Below are 16,741 nucleotides of genomic sequence, written 5' to 3'. Positions count from 1 at the left end.
ACCCGATATTTTATAGATAGCGGGTGTTTAGTCATTCAATACAAATAGTTATTAGTAAAGCAAACGAGCACGGATAGTTCCCGGGATCGCCTTCATCGCCTGCAATGCTTTTTCTGCATTTTCCGCATCATCAGTCTCAACATCAATGACGACATAACCGATTTCAGCACTGGTTTGCAGATACTGTGCCGCAATGTTGACATTCTGTTCGGCAAAGATTTTGTTAATGCTGGTCAGGATGCCTGGGCGGTTCTCATGGATATGCAACAGACGGCGAGTATTATCGCCGTGAGCAGGCAGAGAAACCTCAGGGAAGTTGACCGCAGACAGCGTTGAGCCGTTGTCGGAATACTTCGCCAGCTTACCTGCCACTTCATCACCGATATTTTCCTGCGCTTCCTGAGTGGAACCACCAATATGTGGTGTTAGCAACACATTATCAAACTCGCACAAGGGTGAATTGAACGGGTCCTTATTAGTTGCAGGCTCTTCAGGGAATACGTCGATTGCCGCGCCTGCCAAATGATTGCTGGCCAACGCATCACATAAGGCCGGGATATCGACCACGGTACCGCGTGAGGCGTTAATCAGCATCGCACCCGGCTTCATCAGAGCCAACTGTTCAGGGCCAATCATGTTTTTAGTGGAGTGGTTTTCCGGCACATGCAGGCTAATCACATCACTCATATTCAGTAGATCAGACAGGTGACGCACCTGCTGTGCATTCCCTAACGACAGTTTATTTTCGATATCGTAGAAAAATACTTTCATCCCGACACTCTCTGCCAGAATCCCGAGTTGGGTACCGATATGACCATAACCGATAATGCCCAGCTTCTTGCCACGGGCTTCATAGGAACCCACCGCCAGCTTGTTCCACTCACCACGGTGAGCTTTGGCGTTAGCCGATGGAATGCCTCGGAACATCAGCAGTAACTCGCCCAGTACCATTTCAGCTACCGAACGGGTATTGGAGAAAGGTGCATTGAATACCGGCACACCGCGTTTGGTAGCCGCTTTTAAATCAACCTGATTGGTACCGATACAGAAACAACCTACCGCGACTAATTTTTCTGCTGCCGCAAAAACTTCTTCAGACAGATGCGTACGCGATCGAATGCCGATGAAGTGAGCATCTTTGATCGATGCTTTCAGTGATTCGGTGTCTAAGGCACCTTTATGATATTCAATATTGCTATATCCGGCAGCACGCAGATTATCAACCGTGCTCTGGTGCACCCCTTCCACTAACAGAAACTTAATTCTGTCTTTCTCCAGTGATACTTTTGCCATGTCCCCGACCCTATTTTCAGACTTCAGATGTGGCTGCCGCTATCGAATGAATCCGGTCAGCACCCTGTCAACATAACAAATATTACGCGGGCAGCAATACAAACGATTGCCTGCCGGCTAGCATAACAATCAGTGTCAATGTTCATTTATGGAATAAAAAACTGGCGTGAAGAGGGTTAATGGCAGGTTAATAAAACGAAATGAAGAAATGTGATATATATCACCAAATTTAGCGATTTTAAGAAAAGATATTTAAAGGCAAAAAAACTTTCAGGATGAAGTAGCGAACCTCATCCTGAGAGCGAGTTAACCGATCACTTTAATTTTATGGTCTTAACGCCGTCGGCGGTGCCAATCAGTGCCACATCAGCCCCCCGATTAGCAAATAGGCCGACCGTAACGACACCGGCAATACCATTGATTTTATTTTCTAACGCAATGGCATCCAAAATACTCAGATTGTGGACATCCAAAATAACGTTGCCGTTATCAGTCAGGACGTTCTGACGATACTCCGGTAAGCCACCCAGCTTAACCAGTTCACGAGCCACATAAGAGCGGGCCATTGGGATAACTTCAACCGGCAGCGGGAACTTACCCAGTATAGCAACCTGCTTGGACGCATCCGCGATGCAGATAAACTGACGAGCAATAGCAGCAATGATTTTCTCGCGGGTCAGCGCAGCACCACCGCCTTTGATCATCTGCATCTGGTCGTTAATTTCATCAGCGCCATCAACATAGATATCCAATACATCCACTTCATTACAATCGAATACGTGGATGCCGTAACTTTTCAGTTTGGCAGTAGAGGCATCAGAGCTGGAAACCGCCCCCTCTATCTGGCCTTTGATGGAGCCAAGTGCGTCAATAAAATGTGCTGCGGTCGAGCCAGTGCCGACCCCAACGATGGTACCAGGTTTTACATAATCTAATGCTGCCCAGCCCACTGCTTTTTTAAGTTCATCCTGAGTCATGGTAAGTTCACGCCTTGATGTGAAAGAAAACCTGAGGTCATTATAGAGCATCCGCAGTGGTGATTGTGTGAATAAAGCCAACTCGCGTGGTAGTTAATTCTAGCCGGATCACAGTTATGCCGGTTTATTTGTGGCTGACACCTTGGCATCCTGTCATAACAAACTGGCTAAAATGTGGCATAGTGCTGTATCGACTTAATATTTGGAGAGATGACTCCGATGAAACGCCCAGACTACCGTACGCTACAAGCGCTGGACGCGGTGATCCGTGAACGCGGTTTTGAACGCGCTGCACAAAAACTTTGCATCACCCAATCGGCGGTATCTCAACGCATCAAGCAGTTGGAGAATCTGTTTGGACAACCGCTGCTGGTGCGCACCGTGCCACCACGGCCTACCGAACAAGGGCAGAAACTGCTCGCGTTACTGCATCAGGTTGAGTTACTGGAAGAAGAGTGGCTGGGCAATGATAATGGCGGAGATACACCACTGTTATTGTCGCTGGCAGTGAACGCCGACAGTTTGGCGACCTGGTTGCTACCGGCATTGAAACCGGTGCTGGCTGATTCCCCTATCCGGCTGAATTTACAAGTCGAGGATGAGACTCGAACTCAGGAACGGTTACGTCGCGGCGAGGTTGTGGGTGCTGTCAGTATCCAGCCTCAACCGCTACCCAGTTGTCTGGTTGATCAACTCGGTGCGCTGGATTACCTGTTTGTCGCCTCCAAACCTTTCGCTGAGCGTTATTTCCCCAATGGTGTAACCCGCTCGGCATTGTTGAAAGCACCAGCGGTAGCATTTGACCATCTGGATGATATGCATCAGGCGTTTTTACAGCAGAATTTTGATTTATCACCGGGCAGTGTGCCCTGCCATATTGTTAACTCTTCCGAAGCTTTTGTGCAGTTAGCACGGCAGGGAACCACCTGTTGTATGATCCCGCATCTGCAAATCGAGAAAGAGCTAGCTTCAGGCGAATTAATCAATCTGACGCCAGGATTACTGCAACGACGAATGCTGTTCTGGCACCGGTTTGCACCGGAAAGCAGAACCATGAGAAAGGTGACTGACGCCCTGTTGTCTTATGGGCGTCAGGTATTACGGCAGGATTGATTTATTTAGCGGTACTGGTCGCAGTTTGGAGTTCAAACACGACATCAACCTGATCATCAAAATGGATGGTCTGCTGTTCGTAAGTTTGTGCGGCATCGGTGGCTGGTGCCGCTTCAGCGCTTTTAAACATGCGTGCTACCGGCATAGGCTGGTAGTTAGCGACGTGGTAACGAATGCTGTAGACCGGCCCAAGTTTAACTTTGAATCCATCAGCCAATGATCCTGCCTGGCTGATAGCATTTTCAATGGCTTTTTTACGCGCCTGCTCACGGTATGTGTCCGGGTTTGCTACCCCGAGTTCCACCGCACGGATCTCGTTTAGACCAGACTTCAGCGCACCATCTAGCAGCTCATTCAACTTATCCAGTTGGCGTAATGTTACCTGAACCTGGCGCACGGCACGGTATCCCTTCAAGACCGCTTCACCGCTTTTCTGGTAATCGTATTCAGGTTGAGTACGAATATTGGCAGCATTGATATCTTTCTTTTCAATGCCACTTTTACGTAAGAAATCAAAATATTGCGCGACCCTGGTATCCGCCTGTTTTTTGGCATCTGCCGCATCTTTGGCAGATACACTGACTTCAATAGCGATAGTGGCAATATCCGGTGTCGCATCAACACTGGCGGTACCGGAGGTGACAACATGCGGCCCTTCTGGCACTTCGGCTGCCTGAACTTGTAGCGCCAAAGGTAACGTCCCTAATCCCATCATTGCGGCCAAAGCCAATGTCTTCAACTTCACAGTGCCTCCTAAGATATACATGGCAAATTATTTATGACAACTCAGTCGACCTCAGCTAGATAACCAGTGAATTCAATCAGCGACAAATACATTTGCAGTTAATTACACTCACTCGAATCTCATTGGCAGCGTGATTAATTTGCTGTCGGTAACCGGATTAACACATCAACCGTAGCATATCTTATGAATCATGGGATTCGGATTAATGATAAAAACTCACAGATTTAGTGCTTGTTGCGCTAGCTGAAAAGCAATAAACCACATTACCCCTCCGACCAACAGATTAATCACCCGCTGCGACGTTGGGCGGTTAAGCCACGGTGATAACCACGCAGCCAATAGCGCGAGGGCAAAAAACCAGGCAATAGAGGCACTCACGGCTCCCAAAGCGAACCAAGGCCGGGAGTCGGGTAATAACTGGCTGCCAAGGCTACCGAGCACCACAAAGGTATCGAGATAGACATGCGGATTGAGCCAGGTTACCGCCAGTAGGGTTATAACTATTGGCCAACGCCCTTGCGCGCCGGTTGCGGCTGCAGATGAGGAGCCCCTCCCACGCCAAGCTGCCATCAATGCGCCCCAGCCGTACCACAGCAGGAAAGCCACGCCGCCCCATGTGACCAGTGCCAGTAACAATGGCGAACGGCTCAGCAAAGCACTGCCGCCAAAGATCCCCGCACAAATCAAGATAATGTCACTCAGCGCACAAAGTGAGGCACTCATCAAATGGTGCTGACGCTTAATCCCCTGGTTCATCACAAAGGCATTTTGTGGCCCGAGAGGTAAAATCATCGCAGCACTGAGGGCGAAGCCCTGTAAATAGACAGCTAACATACTGTTACCTTTAAATAATACTCAAAACGGGCCGAGAGAATTGGAGAGGAATTAGCAGCATATTACGGGGAGAGCAGCATCAGAGGAAATTGATATTTCTTATCAATAATAAGTAAAACTAATAATGGCTAAGCAAGAGGGAAAACAAGGATGGAAAAAGGAAAAAACGGGCCGATAACGACCCGATTTGACATGGCTATAGCCAAATTGTAAACAACACTACAGCTTCAGGTACGCAGACTAATCTGCCTCAGTTTTTGCTACCTGATGCAAATGCACGTCCATCTGCGGGTAAGGAATGCCAATTTTGTTAGCATCCAACGCACGCTTGAAGTTTTCCATCAGATCCCAATACACATCCATCGCATCGCCATTGGTAGTCCAGACGCGCACCGTGAAGTTAAGGGAAGAGGCAGCCATCTCATTCAAACGCACGGTAACCCCTTTGTCATGCATGATACGTTTATCTGCGGCAATGATGTCACCCAGCACTTTCTTTACCACATCAATATCAGCATCATAGGCAACACCGATGACCATATCGGTACGGCGATTCGGTTCACGGCTGGTATTGATGATGTTATTAGCAATAATTTTGCCGTTGGGTACCACGATGATTTTGTCGTCGACCGTCCGTAGGGTCGTTGAGAAAATTTGCACCTGAACCACAGTACCGGCTACACCGCCCAGATCGACATATTCACCTGCCTTAAATGGACGGAAGGCCACCAGCAGCACTCCGGCGGCAAAGTTTGATAGCGAGCCTTGTAGCGCCAAACCAACAGCTAAACCCGCGGCACCGATAACGGCAATCACCGATGCAGTCTGCACACCCAAACGTCCCAGCACCGCAACGATAGTGAAAGCCAGAATGCTGTAACGCGCCATTGCTGCCAGGAAGTCTGCGACGGTGACATCAATGCCACGTAACTTCATGACCCGACCAAGCATCCGTGACGCAATTTTGGCGATGATTGAACCGACGGTTAAGATAAGTAATGCTGCGACCAGATTAACCGCGTATTGAATCAGCAAATCTTGGTTATTCACCAACCAGGTACTCGCTTCATTGATACCATCAACTACGTTTAATTCTTCCATTTGAATCATCCTACAAAAAGCTCCCTGCGGGAGAGATTACGCAAAAAATCACCGCAAAATGCTGACGGCTACAACTGACAGCCTGTTTAGGGTAACTAACAATGAGCCTGTTGCCAATTTTGGCAGAGAAATTTACGCTGAAATATCAGACTACTCAGTCAATCAAGGCGGCGGAAATGAGGTTAGATTCGTTTTTTGCAAAGAAAAAAGGCCCCAAGGGGCCTTTTAAGTCGGTCAAAGCAGTATCGAATTACAGAACGTCTTTGGCGTTCAGTTCTTCAAAAGCTTTTTCCAGACGAGCAACCATAGTCACCTGTGCAGCACGCAGCCACGCACGTGGGTCGTAGAATTTCTTGTTCGGCTTGTCAGCACCTTCTGGGTTACCCAGTTGGCCTTGCAGATAAGCTTCGTTCTTTTTGTAGTAGCCCAGAATACCTTCCCACGTTGCCCATTGGGTATCGGTGTCGATATTCATTTTAACTACGCCATAGCTAACCGCTTCTTTGATTTCAGCAGCAGTAGAACCTGAACCACCGTGGAATACGAAGTTCAAGCTGTTGTGCGGCAGATTGTGTTTCTTGGAAACATAATCCTGAGAATCACGCAGAATAGTTGGGGTCAGTTTCACGTTACCTGGCTTGTAAACACCGTGTACGTTACCGAAAGAGGCAGCGATGGTGAAACGTGGGCTGATAGCGTTCAGTTTTTCGTAAGCGTAATCAACATCTTGTGGCTGAGTATACAGAGAAGATGCGTCCATATGGCTGTTGTCCACGCCATCTTCTTCACCACCGGTGCAACCCAGTTCGATTTCCAGCGTCATACCCAGTTTCGCCATGCGAGTCAGGTATTTGCTACAAATTTCGATATTTTCTTCCAGGGACTCTTCAGACAGGTCGATCATGTGAGAAGAGAACAGTGGTTTGCCGGTAGCCGCAAAGTGTTTCTCACCTGCGTCCAACAAGCCGTCTAACCATGGCAGCAATTTCTTGGCGCAATGGTCGGTGTGCAGAATAACAGGAACACCATAGTGTTCAGCCATCTGATGGACATGATGTGCACCAGAGATAGCGCCCAGGATTGCAGCACCCTGACCTTCTGCTTTAACGCCTTTACCTGCGATAAATGCTGCACCACCGTTAGAGAACTGAACGATAACTGGCGCACGCACTTTGGCTGCTGTTTCCAGCACTGCGTTAATAGAGTCGGTGCCGACACAGTTAACTGCTGGCAGAGCAAAGTTGTTCTCTTTGGCTACTGCGAACACTTTCTGAACGTCATCACCTGTGATGACACCTGGTTTTACGAAATCAAAAATTTTAGACATGTACGTTGTCCTGTTTCGTCGACTGAAGATAGCAGCTATCCGGTGAGGATAGGCCCTAAATGTAAATCGCCTATACCCGTCATACTTCAAACTGCATGTGCGTTGGCTGCCATCATTCACTCAAGTCATTGAGTTATCTCAACTCCTTGAGTTCATTTCGTTGCCGCCTTCCTGCAACTCGAATTATTTAGGGTATAAAGCCCGCGAGCTTCATTAGCTAAAAGCGAAACGGGCGGCTTTCGCCCCCCGTTATCTAAATTACTGCTTAGCGCGCTCTTCCAGCATCACCACCGCTGGCAGTTTTTTCCCTTCTACGAACTCAAGGAATGCACCACCGCCGGTAGAAATGTAAGAGATTTGGTCAGCAATACCGAACAGATCGATTGCTGCCAGAGTGTCACCACCGCCCGCGATAGAGAATGCGTCACTCTCTGCGATGGCACGAGCGACTATCTCGGTCCCTTTACGGAAATTAGGGAACTCGAATACACCAACCGGGCCATTCCACAGAATGGTTTTGGCATTTTTCAGGATCTCAGCCAGACGTTGTGCAGACTCGTCGCCCAGATCAAGAATTTGTTCGTCATCTTTGATTTGGTTAGCTGGTTTCAGTGTCGCAACAGCAGTTTCAGAGAATTCGGTTGCAACACGCACATCGGTAGGAACCGGGATATCACAGGTTTCCAGCAGGCGCTTGGCTTCTGGAATCAGGTCTGCTTCGTACAGAGATTTACCCACATTGTTGCCTTGAGCTGCAACGAAGGTATTGGCGATACCACCACCAACAATCAGTTGATCGGCGATTTTAGACAGTGCGCCAAGCACGGTCAGTTTGGTTGATACTTTAGAACCACCCACAATGGCAACCATTGGGCGTGCTGGGTTACCCAGCGCTTTACCCAGTGCTTCCAGTTCTGCTGACAACAGCGGGCCGGCACAGGCGATAGGGGCAAATTTACCCACACCGTGAGTAGAAGCTTGTGCACGGTGAGCAGTACCAAACGCATCCATCACATAGACGTCACACAGCGCCGCATATTTCTTAGACAGCGTTTCGTCGTCTTTCTTCTCGCCTTTGTTAAAGCGAACGTTTTCCAGCACAACCAACTCGCCTGCTGCAATTTCAACGCCGTCCAGATAGTCTTTCGCCAGACGTACCGGAGAAGACAGTTTGTCTTTCAGGTAGTTAACTACTGGCAGCAAGGAGAACTCTTCGTTGTACTCGCCTTCGGTCGGGCGACCCAAGTGAGAGGTAACCATTACTTTAGCGCCTTGCTTCAGTGCCGCTTCAATCGTCGGCAGAGATGCACGGATACGCGCATCAGAAGTCACTTTGCCATCTTTTATCGGAACATTGAGGTCCGCACGGATCAGCACGCGTTTGCCAGCCAGATCCAGATCGGTCATCTTAATTACAGACATGGTGAATCCTCTTGTTGATTCTCTTTAAAGTTGCATAAGCTGCACATCAACGCTGATATAACCGCAGTAAAACTGCGGAAAAACAAGACGTTAGCATGCCATACTAGAAACCACTTCGGGCCATCGCCAATGTCGTATCCAACATTCTATTGGCGAAACCCCATTCGTTATCGCACCATACCAAGGTCTTAATCAGGTGCTGCCCACTGACCCGAGTCTGCGTGCAATCGACAATTGCACTGTGCGGATCATGGTTAAAATCGGTCGACACCAAGGGTAATTCCGTATAGTCAACTATACCACGAAATGAACCTCTTGCTGCCTTTTGAAAAAGCTGGTTAACCTCAGCGACACCAACCGGGTTTGTCACGCTAACGCTTAAATCGATAGCGGTTACGTTGATGGTTGGCACCCGTACCGAGATAGCTTCAAACCTGTCACAAAACTTCGGAAAAATACGGGTAATCCCTGCCGCCAGTTTAGTATCAACCGGGATAATTGACTGACTTGCTGCCCGGGTACGGCGTAAATCCTGATGATAAGCATCGATAACGGGTTGATCATTCATTGATGAATGAATGGTGGTCACAGTGCCAGACTCGATGCCATAAGCGATATCCAACAACTGAATAATAGGAATAATGCAGTTCGTGGTACAGGAAGCGTTGGAAACAATCCGGTGCTCCGCCAGTAAATCTTGATGGTTTACACCATAGACTACTGTTGCGTCTAAATCATTGCCGCCAGGATGGGCAAACAGTACCTTTTTGGCACCGGAGGCAATATGAGCCTCGCCATCGGCACGGCTGCCATACACGCCGCTACAATCTAGAACAACATCAATTCCTAACTCACCCCAAGGTAACTGCTCTATTTCTGGCTGATGTATCAGCCGGATGATATCGTCACCGACGTACAAATTGTCACATTCCTGACGAACATCCCAGGCAAACCGGCCATGGCTGGAGTCATACTTCAGTAAATGGGCCATCCCTTGTGCATTAGCCAACTCATTAATAGCAACTACTGAAATTTCTGCCCGGCGACCCGATTCATACAATGCGCGTAAAACGCTACGGCCAATACGGCCAAAGCCATTTATCGCTATGCGGATTGTCATGTTACTCCCTGTTTCTGGTTATTATCATGCAACCCCATAGCGTACTGCACCGTACCCTAAGATGTTAATCGTCTTATCACAATTCAGCCAGAATACTTCCGGCTTTTTCCTCAGCTAATTTTACTGAAACTGAAAATCAATCATGACTGAAACGCTTCAGCCAGAATAAACCAAACTAATCATAAAAGGAATATCTGCCTGATAAAGGGCACAATACATCCATCAATTGGCGAAAAAAAAGACCGCAGAAGCGGTCTTTTAACAGGTGTATTACCGGGATTGTCATCACCGTTTACACCCGGTATACCCTTTGGCTTGGAACTGCTGGAATGCTAGCGGCACCACCAAGTTTTTTGGGCATATTTCATAGTAACGCAGTCTCTTATTTCAATAGCGCCTGAGCTTTCGCTACCACGTTTTCAACAGTGAAACCAAATTCTTTAAACAGCAATTCTGCTGGTGCAGATTCACCGAAGGTGGTCATACCAACCACCGCGCCATTCAGGCCAACGTATTTGTACCAGTAATCGGCAATACCGGCTTCAACGGCAACGCGCGCGCTAACCGCTGCTGGCAATACAGATTCACGGTAAGCGGCGTCTTGTTTGTCGAATGCATCAGTTGATGGCATAGAAACAACACGCACTTTGTGGCCTGCGCCGGTCAGTTGATCTGCTGCTGCCACTGCCAGTTCAACTTCAGAACCGGTAGCAATGAAGATCAGTTCAGGCTGGCCTGCACAATCTTTCAGTACATATGCGCCTTTAGCGATATTGGCTAACTGCTCAGCAGTACGTGGCTGTTGTGCCAGATTCTGACGGGAGAAGATCAGTGCACTCGGGCCATCTTTGCGTTCCAGCGCATACTGCCATGCCACCGCAGACTCAACCTGGTCACAAGGACGCCAGGTGCTCATGTTTGGTGTTACACGCAGGCTGGCCATCTGCTCAACCGGCTGATGGGTTGGGCCATCTTCGCCCAGACCAATAGAGTCATGGGTGTATACGAATATGCTGCGGATTTTCATCAGAGCAGCCATACGCACCGCGTTACGGGCATATTCCACAAACATCAGGAAGGTTGCGCCGTAAGGAATGAAACCACCGTGCAGAGCAATACCGTTCATGATGGCAGACATACCAAATTCACGGACACCGTAGTGAATGTAGTTGCCCGCCAGATCATCGCTCAGTGATTTAGAACCAGACCAGATAGTCAGGTTACTCGGTGCCAGGTCAGCAGAGCCGCCCAAGAATTCAGGTAATACTTTACCGAAGGCTTCCAGCGCATTTTGTGATGCTTTGCGGCTGGCAATCTTGGCAGGATTAGCTTGCAATTGTTCGATGAAATTCTTGGATTCAGTCGCCCAGTTAGCAGGCAATTCACCGCTGACACGACGTTTGAATTCAGCAGCCAGTTCTGGATAAGCTTTGGCATAAGCTGCGAACTTCTCGTTCCAGGCAGCTTCTTTTGCCTGACCGGCTTCTTTAGCATCCCACGCAGCATAGATATTTTGTGGGATTTCAAATGCAGGGTATTTCCACCCCAATGCTTCACGGGTAGCAGCAACTTCATCAGCACCTAATGGTGCACCGTGTGAGTCATGCGTACCGGCTTTCTTCGGTGAGCCAAAACCGATAATGGTTTTGCACATCAGCAGTGAAGGTTTGTCGCTAACTTTGTGAGCTTCTTCGATAGCCGCTTTGATTGAATCAGCATTATGGCCATCAACACCACGAACCACATGCCAACCGTAAGCTTCGAAACGAGCCGCCGTGTCGTCAGTGAACCAGCCTTCAACGTGACCATCGATAGAGATACCGTTGTCGTCATAGAAAGCGGTCAGTTTGCCCAGCTTCATGGTGCCAGCCAGAGAGCACACCTCGTGGGAGATACCTTCCATCATGCAGCCATCACCCATAAATGCGTAGGTGTGATGATCAACAACGTCATGGCTTGGGCGGTTAAACTGTGCGGCCAGCGTGCGTTCTGCAATGGCGAAACCAACAGCATTCGCAATGCCCTGACCCAGCGGGCCAGTGGTAGTTTCTACGCCAGCGGTATAGCCATATTCAGGGTGACCAGGCGTTTTAGAGTGTAACTGACGGAAGTTTTTCAGCTCTTCCATCGGCAAATCATAGCCAGTGAGATGCAGCAAGCTATAGATCAACATGGAGCCGTGACCATTCGATAACACGAAACGGTCGCGATCAGCCCAGTGTGGGTTGGTTGGGTTATGGTTCAAATAGTCACGCCACAAAACTTCGGCGATATCTGCCATACCCATAGGGGCGCCGGGGTGGCCGGAATTCGCTTTCTGCACTGCGTCCATGCTTAGTGCGCGGATCGCGTTGGCAAGCTCTTTACGAGAGGACATGTTTTACTCCAGGTCGGATTAAAAAAAAGCGTTCAAGTTTACCATTTTCTCAGACTCAGCATTGAAACGGCAATCACTAAAACTAAATGAGCTAAAACTTCCATATTTTCAGAATAAAGCTATAGCTGTAACGATTGAGTCGCGTTACCCTCGCTGCGTTTTTAGCCACACAATGAGTGTATTAACCACTCTGTCGGCTGGCAGTGTTCGTTTTTGCAAACAAACCGATATAAACCATACGTTGCCACGAATATTTCGGGCAAGACCTATTGCCGACAGAGTAGAACAACCGTCGTCGATTCAACAGCGATTAATGCAATAGTTAATAAGAATGCAACAGTGACTGTTGGCGAATAATGATGGATAGATAACGCAACTGATACGTTATCATCACGAAGAGAACGGTCCTCTCCAATAATAAAATGGCATAACCACAGGAAGAAAGTGTTATGAAAATTCGTACCTCAATGATTGCACTGAGCCTTACAGCGCTGCTTAGCGGCTGCCAGAATATGAATACTGATGGCTTAATGCAGTCAGGCGCACAGGCATTTCAAGCGGCAACCTTGAATGATGCTGATGTAAAAATGCTCAGCGAAAAATCTTGCGCTGAAATGGATCAGAAAGCGCAGATAGCGCCAACAGACAGTACCTATGCCAAACGGTTGGTGAAAATTTCAGCCGCATTAGGCGATAACATTAATGGTACGCCAGCTAACTATAAGGTGTATGTCACAAAGGATGTGAATGCCTGGGCCATGGCAAATGGTTGTATTCGTGTCTATAGCGGCCTGATGGACATGATGACCGACAATGAAGTGGAAGGTGTACTCGGTCATGAGATGGGCCATGTGGCATTGGGGCATACCCGTAAAGCGATGCAAGTGGCCTATGGCACGACAGCCCTGCGTACCGCAGCCAGTTCCGCGGGCGGGATTGCCGGGCAGTTATCTCAGTCTCAGTTAGCAGATATTGGCGAGAAATTGGTTAACGCTCAATTTTCACAGAAACAAGAAAGCGAAGCGGATGATTACTCATTCGATTTGTTGAAAAAACGCGGTATCGATCCAAATGGTTTAGTCACTAGCTTTGAAAAATTGGCAACCATGGAAGCAGGCCGTACTAGCAGCATGTTTGACGATCATCCGTCATCACAAGCGCGGGCTGATCATATTCGCCAACGTATTGCTGCTGAGAAGTAAACCCCGTCAATTATCACTGTATAACGCCCGTGATTTTTGCGGGCGTTACTCTCTTATTACTAAATATTACCCGCCACTATCTACGTCCAGATTTACCTCAATCTGATCACCTTTAATGCGCACTGGATAGGTTGCTAAATCCCTATCGCCTGGCTCACGCAAGCACTGGCCGGTCCGCACATCAAACAATGCACCGTGTAATGGGCACTCAACGGTTTCTCCATCCATAAAGCCCTGACTTAACAATGCATTGGCATGAGGGCAAATGTCTTCCATCGCAAAATACTCACCATCAATGACATAGACGCCAATCCTTTTATCATCAATCTGCGCTGAGAAAGGAAAATCGGGCTTGACGTAATTTACCTTACAAACACTGACCCATCCCATTCAAGCACCTCTCAGATAAGCATCATAAATGACCAATATTAGTGTGGTTGATATTTGGACAATCACCAGTAACAGGGGCAAACAAAAAGGGCAAACCTGAGTTTGCCCTTAATATAGAGAGACTTCTTGCGTTGAAAAAGCAGCCGTTAGCCGTTATTCATCTTCGAGATAAGTATAACCGTACAGACCTGCTTCGAACTCTTCCATAAACTGCGCCTGCAACTCGGTATCCAGATCAGTTTCTTTCACCTGATCACGGAATTGGTTCAACAATTTCTCTGGGTTCAACTGAACATATTCCAGCATATCTGCGACGGTATCACCTTCGTCAGTCTGCTCAACTTCAACCGTGCCGTCTGGGAATACATACACATCAACCGCGGCAGTATCACCAAACAAGTTATGCATATTGCCCAGAATCTCTTGATAGGCACCAACCATAAAGAAGCCCAACAATGGCGGGTTTTCAGCATCATATGGCGGCATCGGCATGGTGGTTGCTACCCCATCGCCGTCAATATAATGGTCGATAGTACCGTCTGAGTCACAAGTAATATCCAGCAATACCGCGCGGCGTTCTGGTGGCTTATCTAACCCTTCCAGTGGCAACACTGGGAATAACTGATCGATACCCCAGGCATCCGGCATAGATTGGAACAGCGAGAAATTCACGTACAGCTTGTCGGCCATACGCTCTTGCAGCTCATCAATGATTGGCCGGTGTGCACGGTTGCTTGGGTCCAGTTGCTTCTGGATATCATTGCAGATACTCAGGTACATCTGTTCCGCCCAGGCACGTTGTGTCAGGTCCAGTATCCCATGGGCATATTGACTATGCACATCATGTAAATCCATTTGACTGTCGTGCAGCCATTCGCGCAGAGAGCGGCGGTTTTCCGGCTCTTGCATTTCCAGCCAGGTATCCCACAGGCTTATCAGCGCACGAGGTGCATCTTCTTCCGGTGGCTGTGGCTCATTAAATTCATTGCGTTCTACGCCGATCACATTGGAAACCAGCACGGTATGGTGCGCGGTGACTGCGCGGCCCGATTCCGTAATCACGGTAGGATGCGGCAGGCCATGTTCATTACAAGCATCACCAATACCCCAGATAACGTTGTTGGCATATTCATTCAGGCCATAGTTTACTGAGCAATCGGACTGAGAACGCGTCCCTTCGTAATCCACCCCCAAACCACCACCCACATCGAAGCACTGGATATTGACACCCAGCTTGTGTAATTCCACATAGAAACGTGCAGACTCACGAACCCCGGTGGAGATATCACGGATGTTGGATAGCTGAGATCCCAAATGAAAATGCAGTAATTGCAGGCTTTCGAGACTATTGGCGTCACGCAGCATATCAACCAATTGCAGCACTTGGGTGGCAGACAAACCAAATTTAGATTTCTCACCACCGCTGGCCTGCCATTTACCGGAACCTTGTGATGCCAGGCGCGCACGAACACCCAGGCGCGGAACCACATTCAAGCGTTCGGCTTCTTCCAATACCATTTTGATTTCTGACATCTTTTCGATGACCAGATAAACCTTATGGCCCAGTTTTTCGCCGATTAATGCCAGACGAATATATTCACGATCTTTATAGCCGTTACAAACGATAACCGAACGGGTCATACCTGCATGGGCCAAAACCGCCATCATTTCAGCTTTAGAGCCAGCTTCCAGCCCCAACGGCTCACCAGAATTGACTAAAGACTCAATAACCCGGCGATGCTGGTTTACTTTAATCGGGTAAACCAGGAAGTAGTCGCCTTCATAGCCAAATGACTCACGCGCACGTTTAAATGCACCGTTAATTGAGCGTAGGCGATGTTGTAAAATTTGTGGGAAACAGAATAATGCAGGCAGACGTTGCCCCTGCTCGAGCTGCATTCCTTTGACCAGTTGCGCCAGATCGACACGCGCCTCACGAACATCTGGATCAGGGCAAACGCTGATATGACCCAACTCGTTGACGTCATAATAGTTGCCACCCCAATAGGCGACGTTATACGTGCTCAGCATCTTGCTGGCATTACGGTCATTCATGGCAACCTCCTGCATAGAGCGTAAAGAAACATGTGCGCCCGCTGCTGACGGACGGCCAATCAAGTTATCATCAGACATAATTCGCCTCTATTGCGATACTGACGATAAAGTCAGCCACTATCGCAGCTACAACCAGCAAGGACAACCCACGTGGACGCCGAATCGGCAGAATATTACGCTGCAAAGCGCTATCCACAAGTGGTTTATCACTCAGCTATTCATTACCCAAAAGGGTAAAACACGTTTAAATGGAAAATACGTTCGACTGTAAATACGTATTGAGATTTTGTGAATCGGATTAGCCGCAAAGTGGTCAGGCTAGCCGAATTCAGTGCTTCAGGCGGCTGTTAACCTGCCCGCGAATCCTGAGACGCACCCATGTGGGTGTAACATCGCCTTGATGGAGTACAAGAAAGGAAGGTTGCAAAGGGGGATTGAACGTCAGAACGACGTAGCTGTTGATGTGCAGCAACCAGTTGACAACGGATCATTAATCCAACCACCTCCACGCATGCCGCTCAGATTGAACGGACAAGACTTTAAATAAACCCGTCATCTTTCAAGTTACAGGGGAAATAGCTGCATATTGAAATCTATTGGGTATAGACAGATTAAGTAACAGTTTGATGACGCCGCTATTTTCATGCCCATTCACGGTTAAACACCTGAGTGCAAAACTCTGAAAATGTAACAATGAGCTAATGTCATCCTCTGCCATCTTCATCATTGCATATCAAATAAGCTGCGCGCGCAGTTTATACCTATAACGCGAGCAAAATGCAAAA

13 protein-coding genes are annotated in these 16,741 nt (G+C 48.2%); 2 read left to right on the top strand and 11 right to left on the bottom strand.

Going from position 1 to position 16,741, the window contains the following annotated elements:
* Window positions 1–51: 51 nt before the first annotated feature.
* The gene (locus tag A6J66_021000) at window positions 52–1,293 is read right to left on the bottom strand and encodes a phosphoglycerate dehydrogenase (protein ID PNM26410.1); all 1,242 of its coding nucleotides are present in this window, start codon (window positions 1,291–1,293) and stop codon (window positions 52–54) included.
* A gap of 314 nt (window positions 1,294–1,607) precedes the next feature.
* Window positions 1,608–2,270 carry a ribose-5-phosphate isomerase RpiA gene (locus A6J66_020995; GenBank protein PNM26409.1) on the bottom strand — a complete coding sequence of 221 codons (663 nt, stop codon included), beginning with the start codon at window positions 2,268–2,270 and terminating at the stop codon, window positions 1,608–1,610.
* A gap of 219 nt (window positions 2,271–2,489) precedes the next feature.
* Between A6J66_020995 and A6J66_020990 the strand changes: the two genes are divergently transcribed.
* Window positions 2,490–3,383: a chromosome initiation inhibitor gene (locus A6J66_020990; GenBank protein ID PNM26408.1), complete on the top strand. Its 894-nt coding sequence runs from the start codon at window positions 2,490–2,492 to the stop codon at window positions 3,381–3,383.
* Between the two features lies 1 nt (window position 3,384).
* Here the strand turns inward: A6J66_020990 and A6J66_020985 are convergent, their stop codons facing one another.
* The 7 genes from A6J66_020985 to tkt form a co-directional block, all read right to left on the bottom strand.
* Complete coding sequence (locus A6J66_020985) at window positions 3,385–4,128, bottom strand: oxidative stress defense protein (GenBank protein ID PNM26407.1); 744 nt, start codon at window positions 4,126–4,128, stop codon at window positions 3,385–3,387.
* A 216-nt stretch (window positions 4,129–4,344) separates the two neighbouring features.
* Window positions 4,345–4,962 (bottom strand): arginine exporter ArgO, encoded by a 618-nt coding sequence (locus A6J66_020980; protein ID PNM26406.1) that lies wholly within the window; start codon window positions 4,960–4,962, stop codon window positions 4,345–4,347.
* Between the two features lie 240 nt (window positions 4,963–5,202).
* A complete protein-coding gene (locus tag A6J66_020975; GenBank protein ID PNM27112.1) occupies window positions 5,203–6,063 on the bottom strand; it encodes a mechanosensitive ion channel protein MscS in 861 nt (286 codons plus the stop codon).
* A gap of 250 nt (window positions 6,064–6,313) precedes the next feature.
* Window positions 6,314–7,390: a class II fructose-bisphosphate aldolase gene (locus tag A6J66_020970; protein ID PNM26405.1), complete on the bottom strand. Its 1,077-nt coding sequence runs from the start codon at window positions 7,388–7,390 to the stop codon at window positions 6,314–6,316.
* Between the two features lie 258 nt (window positions 7,391–7,648).
* Window positions 7,649–8,812, bottom strand: a complete 1,164-nt coding sequence (locus A6J66_020965) for a phosphoglycerate kinase (protein ID PNM26404.1) — start codon at window positions 8,810–8,812, stop codon at window positions 7,649–7,651.
* 103 nt (window positions 8,813–8,915) lie between these two features.
* Entirely contained in the window at window positions 8,916–9,932 is a 1,017-nt protein-coding gene (locus A6J66_020960; protein PNM26403.1) for an erythrose-4-phosphate dehydrogenase, read from the bottom strand.
* A 382-nt stretch (window positions 9,933–10,314) separates the two neighbouring features.
* Complete coding sequence (tkt, locus tag A6J66_020955; protein ID PNM26402.1) at window positions 10,315–12,309, bottom strand: transketolase; 1,995 nt, start codon at window positions 12,307–12,309, stop codon at window positions 10,315–10,317.
* Window positions 12,310–12,758: 449 nt separating this feature from the next.
* Between tkt and A6J66_020950 the strand changes: the two genes are divergently transcribed.
* Window positions 12,759–13,511 carry a metalloprotease gene (locus A6J66_020950; protein ID PNM26401.1) on the top strand — a complete coding sequence of 251 codons (753 nt, stop codon included), beginning with the start codon at window positions 12,759–12,761 and terminating at the stop codon, window positions 13,509–13,511.
* A gap of 66 nt (window positions 13,512–13,577) precedes the next feature.
* Here A6J66_020950 and A6J66_020945 read toward each other — a convergent pair whose 3' ends face one another.
* Together A6J66_020945 and A6J66_020940 are read right to left on the bottom strand one after the other, a co-directional pair.
* A complete protein-coding gene (locus tag A6J66_020945) occupies window positions 13,578–13,901 on the bottom strand; it encodes a non-heme iron oxygenase ferredoxin subunit (protein PNM26400.1) in 324 nt (107 codons plus the stop codon).
* Between the two features lie 153 nt (window positions 13,902–14,054).
* The gene (locus A6J66_020940) at window positions 14,055–16,034 is read right to left on the bottom strand and encodes a biosynthetic arginine decarboxylase (protein PNM26399.1); all 1,980 of its coding nucleotides are present in this window, start codon (window positions 16,032–16,034) and stop codon (window positions 14,055–14,057) included.
* Window positions 16,035–16,741 lie beyond the last annotated feature (707 nt).

Source organism: Yersinia enterocolitica (assembly GCA_002082245.2).
GTDB lineage: Bacteria > Pseudomonadota > Gammaproteobacteria > Enterobacterales > Enterobacteriaceae > Yersinia > Yersinia enterocolitica_E.
The sequence above is the reverse complement of the archived record's forward strand: the minus strand, read 5'-3'. Positions and strand labels throughout refer to the sequence as shown.